This window comes from Pseudomonas sp. 2848 (assembly GCF_003253945.1).
Classification (GTDB): domain Bacteria; phylum Pseudomonadota; class Gammaproteobacteria; order Pseudomonadales; family Pseudomonadaceae; genus Aquipseudomonas.
Genome location: NZ_QKZD01000008.1, coordinates 235,582 through 252,577, shown reverse-complemented (window position 1 = coordinate 252,577; position 16,996 = coordinate 235,582). Strand labels below are relative to the sequence as shown.

The window sequence follows — 16,996 nt, the reverse complement described above, 5'->3', positions numbered from 1 at the left end:
TATCGGCCGAGGGGCGCCAAGCCCACTCCCACAAGGGCCGGGTACCATGGGAACGGGCTCGCCCCGCGATGGCCTCAGCGCGGCTTCAGGTCCAGCCGGCGCAGATGACAGGTGACTTCCTCACGGTCGTGATACAGCTGCTTGCAGGCGATCGACACCTTCACCTTGCGTGCCTTGAACCCAGCCTCAATGCGGTCCAGCAGCTTGCGAACCTCGGCATGGCGTTGCTTCATCGGCAGCTTCAGGTTGACCACCGCCTCGCGGCACAAGCCCTCGCCCAGCCAAGTCTCGATCAGCGAAGCGGTACGCGCCGGCTTCTCGACGATATCGCAGACCATCCAGTCCACCGTCTGCTTCGGCTGCCAGGTGAAACCGTCGGCCATCAGATGGGTGACCAGGCCGGTATCCATGAGGCTTTCGGCCATCGGCCCGTTGTCGATGGCGGTCACCAGCATGCCACGCTTGACCAGCTGGTAGGTCCAGCCTCCGGGCGAGGCGCCCAGGTCGACACCCGTCATGTCATCGTTCAGGCGCGCGTCCCATTGCTCGCGCGGGATGAACTGGTGCCAGGCTTCCTCCAGCTTGAGGGTCGATCGGCTCGGGGCCTCGCGGGGGAACTTCAGGCGTGGGATGCCCATCGGCCACAGCGCCGAGTTGTCGGCCTCGGCCAGGCCGAGGAACACCCGGCGGCCGCTGATGAAGGTCAGCAGCAGGCGCGGACAGCGGGCGTCATCGACCAGGCGGCCGGCCTTCTCCAGGGCCTTGCGCAGCGGCACTTCGAACTTGCGGCAGAAGGTCGACAGCTCCTTGCCCTCGTTGCTGTCGAGCACCTCCAGCCACAGGCTGCCGAACACTGGCAGCCCGGCCAGGTGCTCGAGCAGCACGCTGATACGGTCGGTCTCTGGCAACTCGACGTACATACCGCGGGCCCACTGGCGCGGGAAGATCAGCTGCGAGAAGCGCAGCGCCTGCATCATGCGTTCGATGCCACCGGGCTCGGTGCAGACGAACTCGGCGCAGGCACTCTGCGGCTTGCCCTTGGCATAGCCGGGCACGCCCAGATGGGTGGCGTGTTCGCTGATTTCGGCGCAGACCTCGCCCTCGAAGCCGGGCCGGCAATGCATGAACAGGGTATTCATTTCTCACTCCACATCACTGGCGCAGACGGCGCCAGGGCGGCGAATGATAAAGGAAGTCGGGAACCAGCGACACGCCCCATCGGTCCAGAAAAGGGTCGGGGCCGGCAAACCGGTCTAACCTGACTGTTCAGCCAGGTCCGTGCCGTGCGGACCGGTCCAGAGCGGTGATACCGGCGAGCGACCCGCAGTCGCCGGGCACCGGAGCACAAGGAGTTGTAAATGCCCTCGCTCGATAGCCTGAAAACCCTCAAGACCCTCCAGGTGGCCAACCGCGCCTACCACTATTTCAGCCTGCCCGACGCCGCCCACCAGCTCGGCGACCTGCAGCGCCTGCCCATGTCGCTCAAGGTGCTGCTGGAGAACCTGCTGCGCTGGGAAGACGGCAAGACCGTTACCGGTGACGACCTGCGCGCCCTCGCCGCCTGGCTGCAGGAGCGTCGCTCCGACCGCGAGATCCAGTACCGCCCCGCGCGGGTGCTGATGCAGGACTTCACCGGCGTGCCGGCGGTGGTCGACCTGGCCGCCATGCGCGCGGCCATGGCCAAGGCCGGCGGCGACCCGCAGCGGATCAACCCATTGTCGCCGGTGGACCTGGTGATCGACCACTCGGTGATGGTCGACCGTTATGCCACCCCGGCCGCGTTCGCCCAGAACGTCGACATCGAGATGCAGCGCAACGGCGAACGCTACGCCTTCCTGCGCTGGGGCCAGAGCGCCTTCGACAACTTCCGCGTGGTGCCGCCGGGCACCGGCATCTGCCACCAGGTCAACCTCGAGTACCTGGGCCGCACGGTATGGACCCGCGAAGAGGACGGCCGCACCTATGCCTTCCCCGACACCCTGGTCGGCACCGACTCGCACACCACCATGATCAACGGCCTGGGCGTGCTCGGCTGGGGCGTGGGCGGCATCGAGGCCGAAGCTGCCATGCTCGGCCAGCCGGTATCGATGCTGATCCCCGAGGTGATCGGCTTCAAGCTCACCGGCAAGCTGCGCGAGGGCATCACCGCTACCGACCTGGTCCTGACAGTCACGCAGATGCTGCGCAAGAAGGGCGTGGTGGGCAAGTTCGTCGAATTCTATGGCGACGGCCTGGCCGACCTGCCGCTGGCCGATCGCGCCACCATCGCCAACATGGCCCCCGAGTATGGCGCCACCTGTGGCTTCTTCCCGGTCGACCAGGTGACCCTCGACTACCTGCGCCTGTCCGGCCGCCCCGAGGAGACCGTGCAACTGGTCGAGGCCTACTGCAAGGCCCAGGGCCTGTGGCGCCTGCCCGGCCAAGAGCCGTTGTTCAGCGACACCCTGGCGTTGGACATGAACGATGTGGAAGCCAGCCTGGCCGGGCCCAAGCGCCCGCAGGACCGCGTCGCCCTGGGCCAGGTGCGCCAGGCCTTCGACCACTTCATCGAGTTGCAGCCCAAACCCCTGGCCAAGGAAGTCGGCCGCCTGGAAAGCGAAGGCGGCGGTGGCGTGGCGGTGGGCAATGCCGACCAGGCTGGCGAGATCGACTACACCCACGAAAACCAGACCCACACCCTGCGCGACGGCGCGGTGGTGATCGCCGCCATCACCTCCTGCACCAACACCTCCAACCCCAGCGTGATGATGGCCGCCGGGCTGGTGGCGAAGAAAGCCGTGGAGAAAGGCCTGCAACGCAAGCCCTGGGTGAAGAGTTCGCTCGCCCCCGGCTCCAAGGTGGTCACCGACTACTACAAGGCCGCGGGCCTGACACAATACCTCGACCAGCTCGGTTTCGACCTGGTCGGTTATGGCTGCACCACCTGCATCGGCAACTCGGGCCCCCTGGACGAGGCCATCGAGCAAGCCATCGGCAGCGCCGACCTCACCGTCGCCTCGGTGCTATCGGGCAACCGCAACTTCGAAGGCCGGGTACACCCGCTGGTCAAGACCAACTGGCTGGCTTCGCCGCCGCTCGTGGTGGCCTATGCTCTGGCCGGAAGCGTGCGCATCGACCTCAGCCAGGAGCCGCTCGGCACCGGCAAGGACGGCAAGCCTGTCTACCTGCGCGACATCTGGCCAAGCCAGCAGGAGATCGCCGAGGCGGTCAGCAATGTCGACACCCGCATGTTCCACAAGGAATACGCCGAGGTGTTCGCCGGCGATGCCCAGTGGCAGGCGATCGAAGTGCCACAGGCCGCGACCTATGTCTGGCAGGCCGATTCCACCTATATCCAGCACCCGCCCTTCTTCGATGACATCGGCGGCCCACTGCCGGAGATCGGTGATGTGCGCAACGCACGCATCCTCGCCCTGCTCGGCGACTCGGTGACCACTGACCACATTTCCCCGGCTGGCAACATCAAGGCCGACAGCCCGGCCGGCCGCTACCTGCGCGGCAAGGGCGTGGAACCGCGCGACTTCAACTCCTACGGTTCGCGTCGCGGCAACCATGAAGTGATGATGCGCGGCACCTTCGCCAACATCCGCATCCGCAACGAGATGCTTGGCGGCGAGGAAGGCGGCAACACCCTGTACGTGCCCAGCGGTGAAAAGCTGTCGATCTACGATGCCGCCATGCGTTACCAGCAGGATGGCACGCCGCTGGTGGTGATCGCCGGGCAGGAATACGGCACCGGCTCCAGCCGCGACTGGGCGGCCAAGGGCACCAACCTGCTGGGGGTCAAGGCGGTGCTGGCGGAGAGTTTCGAACGCATACACCGCTCCAACCTGGTGGGCATGGGCGTGCTGCCACTGCAGTTCAAGGCAGGGGACGACCGCAAGCGCCTGGGGCTGACCGGCAGCGAGCGCATCGATGTGCTGGGGCTGACTGATGCGCAGATCCGCCCGGGCATGAGCCTGCCGCTGCGCATCACTCGCGAAGACGGGCGCCAGGAGCAGATCGAGGTCCTGTGTCGGATCGACACCCTCAATGAGGTGGAGTACTTCAAGTCGGGAGGGATCCTGCATTATGTGCTGCGGCAATTGATCGCAGGATAAGGCCCCTTCGCGGGGCAAGCCCGCTCCCACGCAATGTGGGGGCTTGCCCCGCGCGGGTGGTTTCAGGTGTCCTGAAGGCCAGACGAGGAGTCCTACCCTCCTCTGATTCACCGGCACTAAGGAAACACCATGCCTCTTCTCCACTGGATCGCCCTGCTCCTGCTTGCCCTCGGCTATGCGATCGCCCTGACCTACGGCAGCCTCGGCCTCGCCGCCCTGCCCGCCTTGCTCGCGCTGCTGTGCAGTGCCCTGCTCGCCCGCCGTCCGGTGCGCTGGCAACAAAGCCTCGGCCATCTGCTGTTCATCCTCCTGGGCATCGCCCTGGCGCTGCACTGGCTGCCCGGTTTCCATGGCGCTCGCGTCATCGACAAGGCCGTCCTCAGCGAAGGCGCGGTGCCCTTCTCCATGTACCTGAACCTGGACAAGCCGCTGATCGGCCTGTGGCTGCTGCTGGCCTGCCCTTGGCTGGTAATGCTGCGCGGTCGCGGCCTGGCCATGAGCCTGGCGCTGATCCTTCCCCTTACCCTGCTCGCCTGCCTGGGTGGTGCCTCGGCCCTGGGCCTGGTTGCCTGGGCACCGAAATGGCCGGACCAGGCCTGGCTGTGGCTGGCCAACAACCTGCTGCTGGTGAGCCTGACCGAGGAACTGCTGTTCCGTGGCTACATCCAGGGCGGCCTGCAACGTCTGTTCAAACATGAGGGGCTGGCGCTGCTGGTGGCCGCGCTGTTGTTCGGCCTCGCGCACCTGGCCGGCGGCTGGCAGTGGTTCTACCTGGCCACCCTGGCCGGGGTGGGGTATGGTCTGGCCTATCGCCATGGCGGGCTGGCAGCGGCGGTGCTGTGCCACACCTGCGTCAACCTGGCGCACTTCACCCTGTTCAGCTACCCGATGCTGGCCCCAAGCTGAACAATCGGTCATGATCAGACCTAAACGTCATCTTTTATAAAGAAAACTGCAATATTGAAGGCAATGGCTGCGATCAGGCCGGCTGCGATAGCTCAACCACACTGATGGCACCTTGCCCCAGATCAAGGCAGTCAAATATTCATTCAATAAAACCAGAGGCTTGCCGATACCCGTCGAAAGCCTTGCGGATTGAACAGCCAATGCGTAACAACCAGCCGATTACCCAGAGAGAACGGACTTTCCCTGCCCAGCAGCGGTTGATCTCCACCACCAACGCCAAAGGCGTGATCACTTACTGCAACGATGCCTTCATCGAGATCAGCGGATTCTCCCGCGAGGACCTGATGGGCGCACCGCACAACCTGGTGCGTCACCCCGACGTCCCGTCAGCCGTATTCGCCCATATGTGGCAGACCCTCAAACAGGGCCTGCCGTGGATGGGTATCGTCAAGAACCGCTGCAAGTCGGGCGACCACTACTGGGTCAATGCCTACGTCACACCGATCTTCGACAACAACCAGGTGGTCGGCTACGAGTCGGTGCGGGTCAAGCCCACCGCCGAGCAGATCCGCCGCGCCGAGGCGCTGTACCAGCGCATCAACCAGGGCAAGTCGGCCATCCCGAAACGTGACAAGTGGCTGCCGGTGCTGCAGGACTGGTTGCCGTTCATCCTGATCAGCCAGGTCGGTTTCCTGATCGGCAACTGGCTGGGCCACTCCTGGGGCTTCGCCTTGGCCGCCGGCCTGTCGGTGCCGCTGGGCCTGCTCGGCCTGAGCTGGCAGCAACGCGGCCTCAAGCGCCTGCTGCGCCTGGCAGAACAGACCACCTCCGACCCGCTGATCGCGCAGATGTACACCGACAGCCGCGGCGTTCAGGCACGCCTGGAAATGGCCATGCTCAGCCAGGACGCACGGATGAAGACCTGCCTGACGCGCCTGCAGGACAGCGCCGAACAGCTCAGCGACCAGGCCCGCCAGTCCGACACCCTCGCCCACCAGAGCTCCTCGGGCCTGGAGCGCCAGCGCGTTGAGACCGAGCAGGTGGCCGCCGCCGTCAACCAGATGGCCGCCACCACCCAGGAAGTGGCCAACCATGTCCAGCGCACCGCCGACGCGACTCAGGAGGCCAATCGCCTGACCAGCCAGGGCCGCAATATTGCCGGCGAAACCCGTGACGCCATCGAGCGGCTGTCGGCTGCCGTGGGCGAAACCGGGCTGACCGTCACCCAGTTGGCCAAGGACAGCGACGAGATTGGCGGCGTGGTCGATGTGATCAAGGGCATCGCCGACCAGACCAACCTGCTGGCACTCAACGCTGCCATCGAAGCGGCGCGTGCCGGTGAAATGGGCCGCGGCTTCGCCGTGGTGGCCGATGAGGTCCGCCAGCTGGCCCAGCGTACCGCCGAATCCACCGGGCAGATCCACACCCTGATCGCCAAGCTGCAACAGACCGCCAACAACGCGGTGCAGACCATGGAAAACGGCCATCGCCAGGCCCAGGAAGGTGTCGAGCGGGTCATGCAGGCCGACCAGGCATTGGTGGGCATCAGCGATGCCGTGGCCAACATCACCGACATGGCGACGCAGATCGCCGCAGCTACCGAAGAGCAGAGCGCGGTGGCCGAGGAGATCAGCCGCAACATCAGCACCATCGCCGACCTCGCCGACCAGACCGCCGGCCAGGCCCAGCGCTCGGCGCTGCTCAGCGAAGAGCTGACCAGCACGGCGGGGACCCAGTACTCGCTGGTGGAGCGTTTCAACCGCTGATGACAAAAGGCGCCGCTTAAGCGGCGCATCGCCGGCAAGCCGGCTCCCACACTGACCGCGCCGCCCTCAGGCCAAGCGCCATCTCTGTGGTAGCCGACTTGCCGGCGATGTTTTTACCAGTCGAGCGCCAGCCGGCTCTCGAAGTAACGAACCTCACCCGTCAACGGATCCTCGAAACGCAGGCTATGGGCCAGCAGCTTGAGTGGCCGTGCGTAATCATCCTGCTCGTTGACCAACTGCGGATAGAACGGATCGTTGCAGATCCCCGCGCCCAGCGCCGCCATATGCACGCGTAACTGGTGGGTCTTGCCGGTGACCGGTGACAGGCCATAGCGCCACAGATCGCCATTTTTCTCCAGCACGCAGGCGTGGGTTTCACTGTTATCGACCCCTTCCACCTCATGCATGCGGAAGAACGGCTCGCCGTGCACCAGACGGCTGCGGTGCACCAGCGGGTAATCATGCTGCGGCATGGCCGCGGCGATGGCTTGGTAATGCTTGTCGATACGCCGCTCGGGGAACAGGCGCTGATAGGCGCCACGGCTCTGCGGGTTGGCAGAGAACAGCACCAGCCCGGCCGTGTGTCGGTCGATGCGATGCAGCGGCACCAGATGCGGGTTGTCCAGGCGTCGGATCAGCCGACGCAGCAGCGTCTGCTCGACATACTCGCCGGTGGGCGTCACAGGCAGGAAATGCGGCTTGTCCGCTACCACTAGGTGCTCATCCACATGCAGGATTTCTTCCTGCACCGGGATCACCTTTTCATTGGGTACTTCACGAAAATAGTGCAGGCGCATGCCCCGACGATAGCGGGTGTCCGCTGCAATGGGCTGGCCCTCGGCATTCAATACCCGCCCTCGGGCGAAGCGGTCCAGCCATTGTTCGCGGCTGATGCCCTTGAAATGCTCGCACAAGCAGTCGAGCACGTTTGCCCAGGGCCCCGGAGGCAGGCATACGGTACTGGCTTGCTGGCGGGCGGGGTCGAAAGGCGTGGTCATCATCGGGCTCGGTTCTGCGTGGGCGGACATTATCTCCTACCCCCCGCCCCTCAACCAGCCTCGCAGGCCGGCTCGCAGCGCGCCTTCAGCCAGCGCAGCACCTGCACCGCGTCCCAGCGGCCCGGATCGTAGAGGGCATAGCTCAGCCCCTGGTAGCCCACGACATCCAGCGGACGGTGGAAGCCGGCACGCTGGAACAGCGCCTCGATCTCGGCGAAGCAGGTATTGAAATGGACCTTGCCGAACGGCGTGCGCTCGTCGGTGACGATGCCATCGAGGCGCAGTTCCAGCACCGCCTCGCACACACGCTCGGGCGCCATGTGATTGATGCTGTACTTGAGTTGCTCGACATTGAGCATGACTTACCTCGGGATACTGTATTTATATACAGCATACGAAGCGAAGCGGGTGCCGTCAATGCGCGGCTCGGCCGAGGAAGGCCACTACTTGCTCGGCGTCGAACGGCCAACCCAGCTCGGCACCGGTATCGCAACGGCGCAATACCGGAATGATCAGCCCGTAACGTTCGAACAGCGCCTCACTGTCGGCGATATCGACCAGTTCGACCAGCAAGCCGTGCTCGACGAATGGCATCAGCACGGCTTCGGCCACTTCGCACAGATGGCACCCGAGGGTGCCGAACAATTGGGTTTCAGGCAGCATGCGTCTATCCGCAAAATCGCAGGAAGGGATGCTCATTCTAGGTCCGCCTGCGCCTGCGTGCACCTGACTTGCCTCAATCCTGGCTGGTGGCGCCGATTCGATGCACCGCCAGGTCCGCGCCCTGGAACTCCTGCTCATGGTTCAAGCGCAAACCATGCAAAGCCTTGAGCAGACCGTACACGGCAAAGCCGCCGACCAGTGCCACCAGCACACCCGCCAGGCTGCCCAGCAGTTGGCTGACCAGGCTGACACCGCCCAGCCCTCCCAGGGCCACCTGCCCGAACACGCCGCAGGCGATGCCGCCCCACACGCCGCACAGGCCATGCAGCGGCCATACCCCCAGCACGTCGTCGATCTTCCAGCGGTTCTGCGCGGCAGTGAAGCACCAGACGAACAGCCCGCCTGCCACCAGGCCGGTGGCCAGCGCCCCCACCGGGTGCATCAGGTCGGAACCTGCGCACACCGCCACCAGGCCGGCCAGCGGGCCGTTGTGCAGGAAGCCGGGGTCGTTGCGCCCGGCCAGCAATGCCGCCAGGGTGCCCCCGACCATGGCCATCAGCGAATTGATCGCCACCAGCCCGCTCACCCCTTGCAGGGTCTGCGCGCTCATGACATTGAAGCCGAACCAGCCGATGATCAGGATCCACGACCCCAGCGCCAGGAACGGAATGCTCGAGGGGGCGAACGCCACCAGCCGGCCATCGCGATAACGGCCGCGGCGCGCGCCCAGCAGCAACACCGCCGCCAGCGCCAGCCAGCCCCCCATGGCGTGCACCACCACGGAGCCGGCGAAGTCGTGGAACGGCGCACCGAAGCGCGCTTGCAACCAGGCCTGCAAGCCGAAGTTGCCGTTCCACACGATGCCTTCGAAAAACGGGTAGATGAACGCCACGATCAACGCCGTTGCGCACAGTTGCGGCGCAAAGCGCGCGCGTTCGGCGATGCCGCCGGAAATGATTGCCGGAATCGCCGCGGCGAAGGTCAGCAGGAAGAAGCATTTGACCAGCGCGTAGCCATGGTCGCTGGCCAGCGCCGCCGCCGGCTGCAGGAAGCTCACGCCATAGGCGATCCAGTAACCGACGAAGAAGTAAACCAGCGCCGAGATCGCGAAGTCGCTGAGGATCTTCGACAAAGCGTTGACCTGATTCTTGTACCGCACTGTGCCGACTTCGAGAAAGGCGAACCCCGCATGCATGGCCAGGACCAGTATCGCGCCCATGAGGATGAACAAAGTGTTGGAGCCGTGGACCAGGGAGTCCATCGCGCTGTGCGTGTTTTCCATGTAATGGCAGACCTGCAAAAAGGCACCAGGACAGTTCAAGAACCGGCATCCATGCACCGCATCGGTGCCAGGCCGCTGCCCAATTTCGGTGAGCCGGGCGGGGCCTGCGTGGTTTTTTCTTGGGTTTGTCGTGGATTGGGTTAAGGTTTAGCGGTATCTGCAGCAAGGGCGCCTGATGTCGGCGCACGCCTCGGCGGACACGCACCGTTTTTAGCAAGCGCTGTACCAACACATCCCGCTGAACCTTCCGTGCCACCGATCACTCGAAATAGCCACACACATCCACAGGGAGAGGCCCACTCATGGCCAGCAAATCGGCAAAGACTGCACAAGACATACTGATGGCTGACTTCCAGGCCCTGGTCCGCGACACCGAAAAACTGCTGGCCGACACGGCCAACCTGGCCGGCGACCAGGCCGATGAACTGCGCGAGCAGATCCACGATCGCCTGGTCCAGGCTCGTGAAACCCTGCAACTGACCCAGGACTCGGTGCGCGCCCGTGGCCAGGCCGCCCTGGGCAGCGCCGAGCAATACGTGCAGGAGAACCCGTGGCAGGCGATCGGCATCGCCGCCGGCGTCGGCCTGCTGATCGGCCTGCTGGCCAAGCGCTGAGGAACCTTCATGGACAACGAAGCCATCGGCACCGGCGCCTCCGGCAGGCGCCTGGGCGCGGCCGTGCTGGGCTTGCTGCATAGCCATATCGAGCTGTTCGGTATCGAGTTGCAGGAGCAGAAGGCCCGTACCTTGAGCCTGCTGTTGTTCGCTGGCCTGGCGCTGGTGTTCGCCCTGCTGCTGCTGACCGCCTTGTCGGGCCTGGTGCTGGTGCTGCTGTGGGACAGCTACCGCCTGGCCGGGATCATCGGCCTGTGCGTGTTCTACGGGGTCGCCGCGCTGTACTGCGGCCTGCGCCTGAAGGCCGCGGTGTTCGACGAGTCCTCGCCGTTCAATGCCACCCTCGAGGAGTTGGCCAAGGATCGGGAGCGCCTGCTGCCATGAGCCTGCCAGAACTACCCAACACCCGTAACCCACGGGAGCTGCGCAAGGCGCTGCTGCGCCTGCGCATGGAAATGCACCGCCAGGAAATTCGCCACGAATCAGGGCAGTTGCTCGAACCGGTCCGCCGCCTGCGCGGCATGGGTGGCTCGTTCGGCGAAAGCCTGGGGGTCAAGCACGGCTCGCTGTGGGGCATTGGCGCCGTGGTCGCCCTGGGCTTTCTCACCGGCAAGGGCGTGCGCAGCGGCAACCTGACGCGCCTGGTACGCCTGGGCGCCAGCCTGGCCCCGTTGATTCGCCTGTTCCTCGGCAGCCGCCGCCGCTGAAGCCCGAGCGCGCCCGGCCCTTGCGCGGGCGCGCCGGACACAGGAAGCTATCCCGACTCTACGATGGGAGAAAACGCCTTGGACTGGCAAACCCTGCTGACCCGCGAACGACTGGGCAAGGCCCTCTACAGCCCCGAAGAGCTCGGGCGCAGCCCTTTCCACAAGGACCACGACCGCATCATCTTCTCCGGCGCCTTCCGCCGCCTGGGGCGCAAGACCCAGGTGCATCCGGTGTCCAGCAACGACCACATCCACACCCGCCTCACCCACTCTCTGGAAGTCAGCTGCGTCGGTCGCTCGCTGGGCATGCGTGTCGGCGAGACCCTGCGCGGCCAACTGCCGGACTGGTGCGAACCCAGCGACCTGGGAATGATCGTGCAGTCGGCCTGCCTGGCCCACGACATCGGCAACCCGCCGTTCGGCCACTCGGGCGAGGACGCCATTCGCCACTGGTTCCAACAGGCTGCCGGGCGTGGCTGGCTGGACGACATGAGCGACGAGCAGCGCGGCGACTTCCTCAATTTCGAAGGCAACGCCCAAGGGTTTCGTGTTCTCACGCAGCTCGAATACCACCAGTTCGATGGCGGCATGCGCCTGACCTACGCAACCCTCGGCGCCTACCTCAAGTACCCCTGGGCCGCGCGCCACGCCGATGCCCTGGGCTACAAGAAGCACAAGTTCGGCTGCTACCAGAGCGAACTGGGGCTGCTCGAGCAGATCGCCGGCAAGCTCGGCCTGCCCCAGCTCGAGCACCAGCGCTGGGCGCGCCATCCCCTTGTGTACCTGATGGAGGCTGCGGACGACATCTGCTATGCCTTGATCGACCTCGAGGACGGCCTGGAGATGGACCTGCTGCAGTACGCCGAAGTCGAGGCGCTGCTGCTGGACCTGGTGGGTGACGACCTGCCGGAAACCTACCGCCTCCTGGGCCCGGGCGAGTCACGCCGGCGCAAGCTGGCGATCCTGCGCGGCAAGGCCATCGAGCACCTGACCAATGCCGCCGCCCAGGCCTTCGTCGAACAACAGCAGGCTCTGCTTGCCGGCCGCCTGGCCGGTGACCTGGTGGAGCACATGCACGGCCCGGCGCAACGCTGCGTGCTCCAGGCCAAGGACATGGCGCGCAAGAAGATCTTCCAGGACAAGCGCAAGACCCTGCACGAGATCGGCGCCTACACGACCCTGGAGATCCTGCTCAACACCTTCTGTGGCGCGGCCCTGGAGCAGCACGGTGGGCGCACGCCATCGTTCAAGAGCCGGCGTGTGCTGGACCTGATCGGCAACAACGCCCCCGACCCGCATGGTTCGCTGCATGGCGCATTCCTGCGCATGATCGACTTCATCGCCGGCATGACCGACAGCTACGCCAGTGAAATGGCCCAGGAAATGACCGGGCGCTCCAGCCCGAAGTAGAAAAAACGGGGTGGCAGACGAATGTTTGCCATCCATGTTTAATTTGTATGAAATTTCCTATGATATTTTTTTACAAATAAACTTGCCAGCCTCACACCCCCGCAAAAGTTATCAACTCCTGATAAAAACCCGCCAACATCCACATCTCACGTAGCAAAGTTTCGCGAGCGCTGTAAGTTAATTCCTATATCCCGCATTTGGCACCTACTTCCCTGCCCGCCGCCATGCATCTGAGCTAATGTGCCGGCTGCTTTCACCTGCAGCTTGGAATGTTGAATATGCACTCAGTCTTTATTGTTGATGACCATCCCGTTATACGCTTGGCGATACGGATGTTGCTGGAGAACCAGGGATATCGGGTGGTCGGTGAATCGGACAATGGCGTTGACGCCATGCAGCTTATCCGCGAAACCCCGCCGGACCTGGTCATACTGGACATCAGCATCCCCAAGCTCGATGGCCTGGAAATGCTCTCACGCCTGCAGGCCATGGCATCCCGCTGAAAGTCCTGGTGCTGACCGCGCAATCGCCGGCACTGTTCGCCGTGCGCTGCATGCACTCCGGCGCGGCCGGGTATGTATGCAAGCAGGAAGACCTCAGTGAGCTGCTCAGCGCCATCAAGGCCGTGCTGTCCGGCTACAACTACTTTCCCAGCCAGGCACTCAATCCACCGCCAACAGGCAGCAACCAAGAGCTGGAACTGTTCCGCCAGGTCAACGACCGGGAATTGATGGTCCTGCAACTTTTCGCCCAGGGCCGCAGCAACAAGGAAATTGCCAAGGGCATGTTCCTCAGCAACAAGACCGTCAGCACCTACAAGAAGCGCCTCATGCACAAATTGCGCGCCAGCACATTGGTAGAGTTGATCGACGTCGCCAAGCGCAACGCACTGGTCTGAAATGATGACGTGGAGGTACATCGCTGTATTGCTGCTCTGCCTGGGCACGCCGCTGCAAGGTGGCAGCGTGACCGTCGACCTGGGGCGCACCTACACCTTGCTCAGCCGCTCGGCACCGACGTCGGTCCGGCCGCCCCTGACAGCGGCCCAGCGCGACTGGCTCGCAGAGCGCAAGGAGCTGGTGCTGGGTACCTCGGCGCCCGACTATCCCCCCTTCGATATCGCCACGGGTGGGCGCGAATACCAAGGGTTGACCGCCGACTACGCCGGTTTGATCGGCAGCGCCCTGGGCCTGCCTGTCCGTGTGCAGCGCTTTCCCAGCCGCCCGGCGGCGGTCGCGGCGCTCAAGAGCGGTCATATCGACCTGCTGGGCAGCGCCAACGGCTATGAAGCCGTCACCCAGGGCCTGGCGCTTTCGCGCCCCTATGCCATTGACCAACCCGTGCTGGTGACCCGCGAGGACGAAAGCCGCGCACTGGACACCGGCCTGGCGGGCATGCGCCTGAGCATGCTGTATCACTACCTGCCGCCCGGGGAAATCCACGCCAACTACCCCAAGGCCGAACTGCTGACCTTCGAGTCATCCACCCAGGCCCTGAATGCGGTAGCCTTCGAACAGGCCGACGTGTTCATTGGCGACACCATCTCCACTCACTACCTGATCAGCCAGGGTCACTTGCCGCATGTGCGCATGGCCAACTTCGGCAAGCACGAGGCCGTGGGCTTCAGCTTTGCCATGCGTGAGGGCGAGCCTATCCTCCAGTCCCTGGTTGATGCCGCGCTTGACGCGCAGTCCAGCGCCACCCGCAACGATATCTTCAAACGCTGGAGCGCAAGCAGCGGCAGCCTGCTGACCGATCGCAAGCTGCAGTTGTCGACACGCGAGGAGCAGTGGCTGAGCCAACACCCGATCATGCGCGTGGTGGTCAACGACACGGCGGCGCCACTGACGTTCTTCGACAGCAATGATCGCCTGCGGGGGATAGTCGCCGACCTGCTTGAGCTCATTCGCCTGCGCACCGGCCTGCGCTTCGAGATCCGCCGCGCCAGTGGCGACGGCGACATGATCGATCAGCTCGAGTCCGGTCGTGCCGATATCATCGCCAGCCTGTCCACCGAGGCACGCCAGGGCAACCCGCTGCAGGTCAGCCGCCCCTATCTGGAGAGCGCCTATGTGCTGGTTACCCATACCGGCACCGACCAACCCAACAGCCTCAAGCAACTCAAGGGCAAGCGGGTCGCCGCTCCCCGCGACAGCACCGTGGCCGCCCTGCTTGCAGCGCGCCACCCGCGGATCCATCAGGTTGCCACCGAAAGCACCTATTACTCCATGGTGCTGCTCGGCAGCGGCGCGGTGGATGCGGCGATCGCCACCCTGATCGACGCCAACCACATGCTCGCCACCAGCAACGACCTGGTCATCCGCAGCACGGTCGGCACGGAACCCGCGGCCTTTTCCATGGCCACCGCCCCCGAGGCCAGTGAGCTGGGTTCGATCCTCGACAAGGCGTTGCTGAGCATCTCGCCAGAAGAACTGGGGGTGATCAACAGCCGCTGGCGCGACCATGGGCTGCGTGACGACGCCTACTGGCGCAGCTACCGCCGGGTGATCCTGCAGGTGGTCGGGGTGATCGCGATCCTGCTGGTGCTCGCATTGGTATGGAATGCCCGGCTGCGCCGTCAGATCAAACAACGTCAGCGGGCCGAACGGGCGCTGAACGACCAGCTGGAATTCATGGGTGCCCTGCTCAACGGCACGCCCCACCCCATGTATGTGCGCGATCGCGAGGGACGCCTGCAAAGCTGCAACGACAGCTATCTGCAAGCCGTCGGTGCCAGCCGCGAACAGGTGCTGGGCAAACGCCTGGAAGACGCCCCCTACAGCGACTGTGACTATACCCAACAGGTGCAGGACGACTACCAGCGGGTGATGGCGCAGGGAACACCCTTGATTCTTGATCGCCCCTTGCGCCTGAAAGACCGCGACATGACGATCTATCACTGGATCCTGCCCTACCGCGATTCGGTAGGCGAAATGCAAGGAATCATCGGCGGCTGGATCGACATCAGCGAACGCCGCAACCTGGTGCAGGACCTGCGCCTGGCCAAGCAGCAGGCCGATGACGCCAACCGGGCCAAGAGCACGTTCCTGGCCACCATCAGCCATGAGATCCGTACGCCGATGAACGCCCTCATCGGCATGCTGGAGCTGGCCTTGAAGCGCGCCGAGCAGGGCAAACTGGACCGCCCCGCGCTGGAAGTCGCCCACCATTCGGCCAACGATCTGCTGGGCTTGATCGGCGACATCCTGGATATCGCCCGGATCGAATCCGGGCAAATGTCGCTGGCTCCCGAACCCGTCGACCTCGCGGCGCTGGTCGAGTCGGTCGGGCGGATTTTCGACGGCCTCGCCCGCCACAAGGGTTTGGTACTGGATGTGGTGATTGCCCGCGAGGCCCGCTGCCATGCGCTGCTCGACCCGTTGCGCTTCAAGCAGGTCCTGTCGAACCTGGTCAGCAATGCGATCAAGTTCACCGAACAAGGGCAGGTGCGCATCACCGTCAAGCTGCGCAACGACGGCGAACCGGCGTTGCCGGCGCTTGACCTGGAGGTTCGCGACAGCGGTATCGGAATTCACGAGCACGACCTGCAGCGCCTGTTCTCCCCCTTCGTACAGGCCAACCCCTACAGCGACGGCGCACGGGCCGGCACCGGCCTTGGGCTGGTGATCAGCCGCGACCTGTGCGCGATGATGGGCGGCGAACTGACCCTGCAGAGCCTGCAAGGTGTCGGCACCCGCGTGCGCCTGGTGATGCCGCTACAGTGCGTCGAGCCGGTCGCGGCCCCGCCGCGGCCAATGGCGCAATTCCTGCCGCCGAACAAGCAACTGCGCATTCTGGTGATCGACGACCACCCGGCCAATCTGCTGTTGATGGCCCAACAGCTGAACTACCTGGGGTTGAACCAGCAAAGCGCCGAGGAGGGCGGCGAAGGACTGCGTAAATGGCGTGAGGGCTGTTTCGATGTGCTGATCGTCGACTGCAACATGCCACAGATGAATGGCTACGAACTGGCTCGGACCGTGCGCACGGAGGAGCGCCTGCACGGCCGACCGCGCTGCACCATTCTCGGCTATACCGCCAACGCCCAGCCCGAGGTTCGCCAGCAGTGCCTGGACGCCGGCATGGATGACTGCCTGCTCAAACCCATCGGCTTGCAGGTGCTGGGGCAACGCCTGAGCGCCATCACACCCATTGCCCGGCGCTGTCACGGCCACCCTGGTTTGGCACCACGCTTCGATCTCAAAGGCCTGTCCACGATCGTTGGCGACAACCTCGCCGACCGCAACCGCATCCTCGAAACGCTGCTCCTGAGCCTGCGCCAGGACCTGAAGATTCTGATGGCCATTGATCCGCGGCACGAAGGTGACGAGCTGGCGCTGCAGGCACACAAGATCCTCAGCGCGGGACGGATGCTGAATGCGCGGGCGTTGATCGAGGCTTGCCAGGCACTGGAGGGAACGGACGTACCCCACGCCGAACTGCTAAGGCGGCGTCAGGCGTTGGCACGGCATATGCGCCGCGTGGAGAAAGCCCTGGCCAGGCAGCTGGAGCACCTGGCCGAGGCGGGATGAGGGCAGTACAGGACGTAC

General features: G+C 64.7%; 13 protein-coding genes and 1 pseudogene. 9 read left to right on the top strand and 5 right to left on the bottom strand.

The genetic code is table 11. The features are described 5' to 3' along the window. Window positions 1-74: 74 nt before the first annotated feature. The gene (gene rlmM / locus DFS21_RS17860) at window positions 75-1,139 is read right to left on the bottom strand and encodes a 23S rRNA (cytidine(2498)-2'-O)-methyltransferase RlmM (RefSeq protein WP_110698775.1); all 1,065 of its coding nucleotides are present in this window, start codon (window positions 1,137-1,139) and stop codon (window positions 75-77) included. Between the two features lie 219 nt (window positions 1,140-1,358). Here rlmM and acnA point away from each other — a divergent pair, with 219 nt between their 5' ends. The 3 genes from acnA to DFS21_RS17845 all read left to right on the top strand — a co-directional run bounded on the left by acnA (window position 1,359) and on the right by DFS21_RS17845 (window position 6,772). Continuing rightward, window positions 1,359-4,100, top strand: a complete 2,742-nt coding sequence (gene acnA, locus DFS21_RS17855) for an aconitate hydratase AcnA (RefSeq protein WP_110698777.1) — start codon at window positions 1,359-1,361, stop codon at window positions 4,098-4,100. Between the two features lie 129 nt (window positions 4,101-4,229). Beyond that, on the top strand, window positions 4,230-5,006 hold the full coding sequence (locus tag DFS21_RS17850; protein ID WP_111532751.1) for a CPBP family intramembrane glutamic endopeptidase: 777 nt from the start codon (window positions 4,230-4,232) through the stop codon (window positions 5,004-5,006). A gap of 200 nt (window positions 5,007-5,206) precedes the next feature. Further along, the gene (locus DFS21_RS17845; RefSeq protein WP_110698781.1) at window positions 5,207-6,772 is read left to right on the top strand and encodes a PAS domain-containing methyl-accepting chemotaxis protein; all 1,566 of its coding nucleotides are present in this window, start codon (window positions 5,207-5,209) and stop codon (window positions 6,770-6,772) included. A gap of 113 nt (window positions 6,773-6,885) precedes the next feature. Here DFS21_RS17845 and DFS21_RS17840 read toward each other — a convergent pair whose 3' ends face one another. The 4 genes from DFS21_RS17840 to DFS21_RS17825 all read right to left on the bottom strand — a co-directional run bounded on the left by DFS21_RS17840 (window position 6,886) and on the right by DFS21_RS17825 (window position 9,715). Beyond that, entirely contained in the window at window positions 6,886-7,770 is an 885-nt protein-coding gene (locus DFS21_RS17840) for a pseudouridine synthase (RefSeq protein WP_110699161.1), read from the bottom strand. A 50-nt stretch (window positions 7,771-7,820) separates the two neighbouring features. After that, a complete protein-coding gene (locus DFS21_RS17835) occupies window positions 7,821-8,129 on the bottom strand; it encodes a hypothetical protein (RefSeq protein ID WP_046856421.1) in 309 nt (102 codons plus the stop codon). A 55-nt stretch (window positions 8,130-8,184) separates the two neighbouring features. Beyond that, on the bottom strand, window positions 8,185-8,433 hold the full coding sequence (locus DFS21_RS17830) for a glutaredoxin family protein (protein ID WP_110698783.1): 249 nt from the start codon (window positions 8,431-8,433) through the stop codon (window positions 8,185-8,187). Window positions 8,434-8,506: 73 nt separating this feature from the next. Then, a complete protein-coding gene (locus DFS21_RS17825; protein ID WP_111532750.1) occupies window positions 8,507-9,715 on the bottom strand; it encodes an ammonium transporter in 1,209 nt (402 codons plus the stop codon). Between the two features lie 302 nt (window positions 9,716-10,017). Between DFS21_RS17825 and DFS21_RS17820 the strand changes: the two genes are divergently transcribed. The 6 genes and pseudogenes from DFS21_RS17820 to DFS21_RS17795 all read left to right on the top strand — a co-directional run bounded on the left by DFS21_RS17820 (window position 10,018) and on the right by DFS21_RS17795 (window position 16,978). Continuing rightward, on the top strand, window positions 10,018-10,329 hold the full coding sequence (locus DFS21_RS17820; RefSeq protein ID WP_023631678.1) for a YqjD family protein: 312 nt from the start codon (window positions 10,018-10,020) through the stop codon (window positions 10,327-10,329). A gap of 9 nt (window positions 10,330-10,338) precedes the next feature. Continuing rightward, the gene (locus DFS21_RS17815; protein WP_102683128.1) at window positions 10,339-10,713 is read left to right on the top strand and encodes a phage holin family protein; all 375 of its coding nucleotides are present in this window, start codon (window positions 10,339-10,341) and stop codon (window positions 10,711-10,713) included. Beyond that, window positions 10,710-11,036, top strand: coding sequence for a hypothetical protein (locus tag DFS21_RS17810; RefSeq protein WP_110698787.1), 327 nt, complete (start codon window positions 10,710-10,712; stop codon window positions 11,034-11,036). The genes DFS21_RS17815 and DFS21_RS17810 overlap by 4 nt, the downstream gene beginning before the upstream one ends. Window positions 11,037-11,114: 78 nt before the next feature. Beyond that, on the top strand, window positions 11,115-12,446 hold the full coding sequence (locus DFS21_RS17805) for a deoxyguanosinetriphosphate triphosphohydrolase (protein WP_046857859.1): 1,332 nt from the start codon (window positions 11,115-11,117) through the stop codon (window positions 12,444-12,446). A gap of 278 nt (window positions 12,447-12,724) precedes the next feature. Next, window positions 12,725-13,344, top strand: a pseudogene (locus DFS21_RS17800) (response regulator). Window position 13,345: 1 nt separating this feature from the next. Beyond that, window positions 13,346-16,978, top strand: coding sequence for an ATP-binding protein (locus DFS21_RS17795; RefSeq protein WP_111532749.1), 3,633 nt, complete (start codon window positions 13,346-13,348; stop codon window positions 16,976-16,978). The last annotated feature ends 18 nt before the right edge of the window (window positions 16,979-16,996 follow it).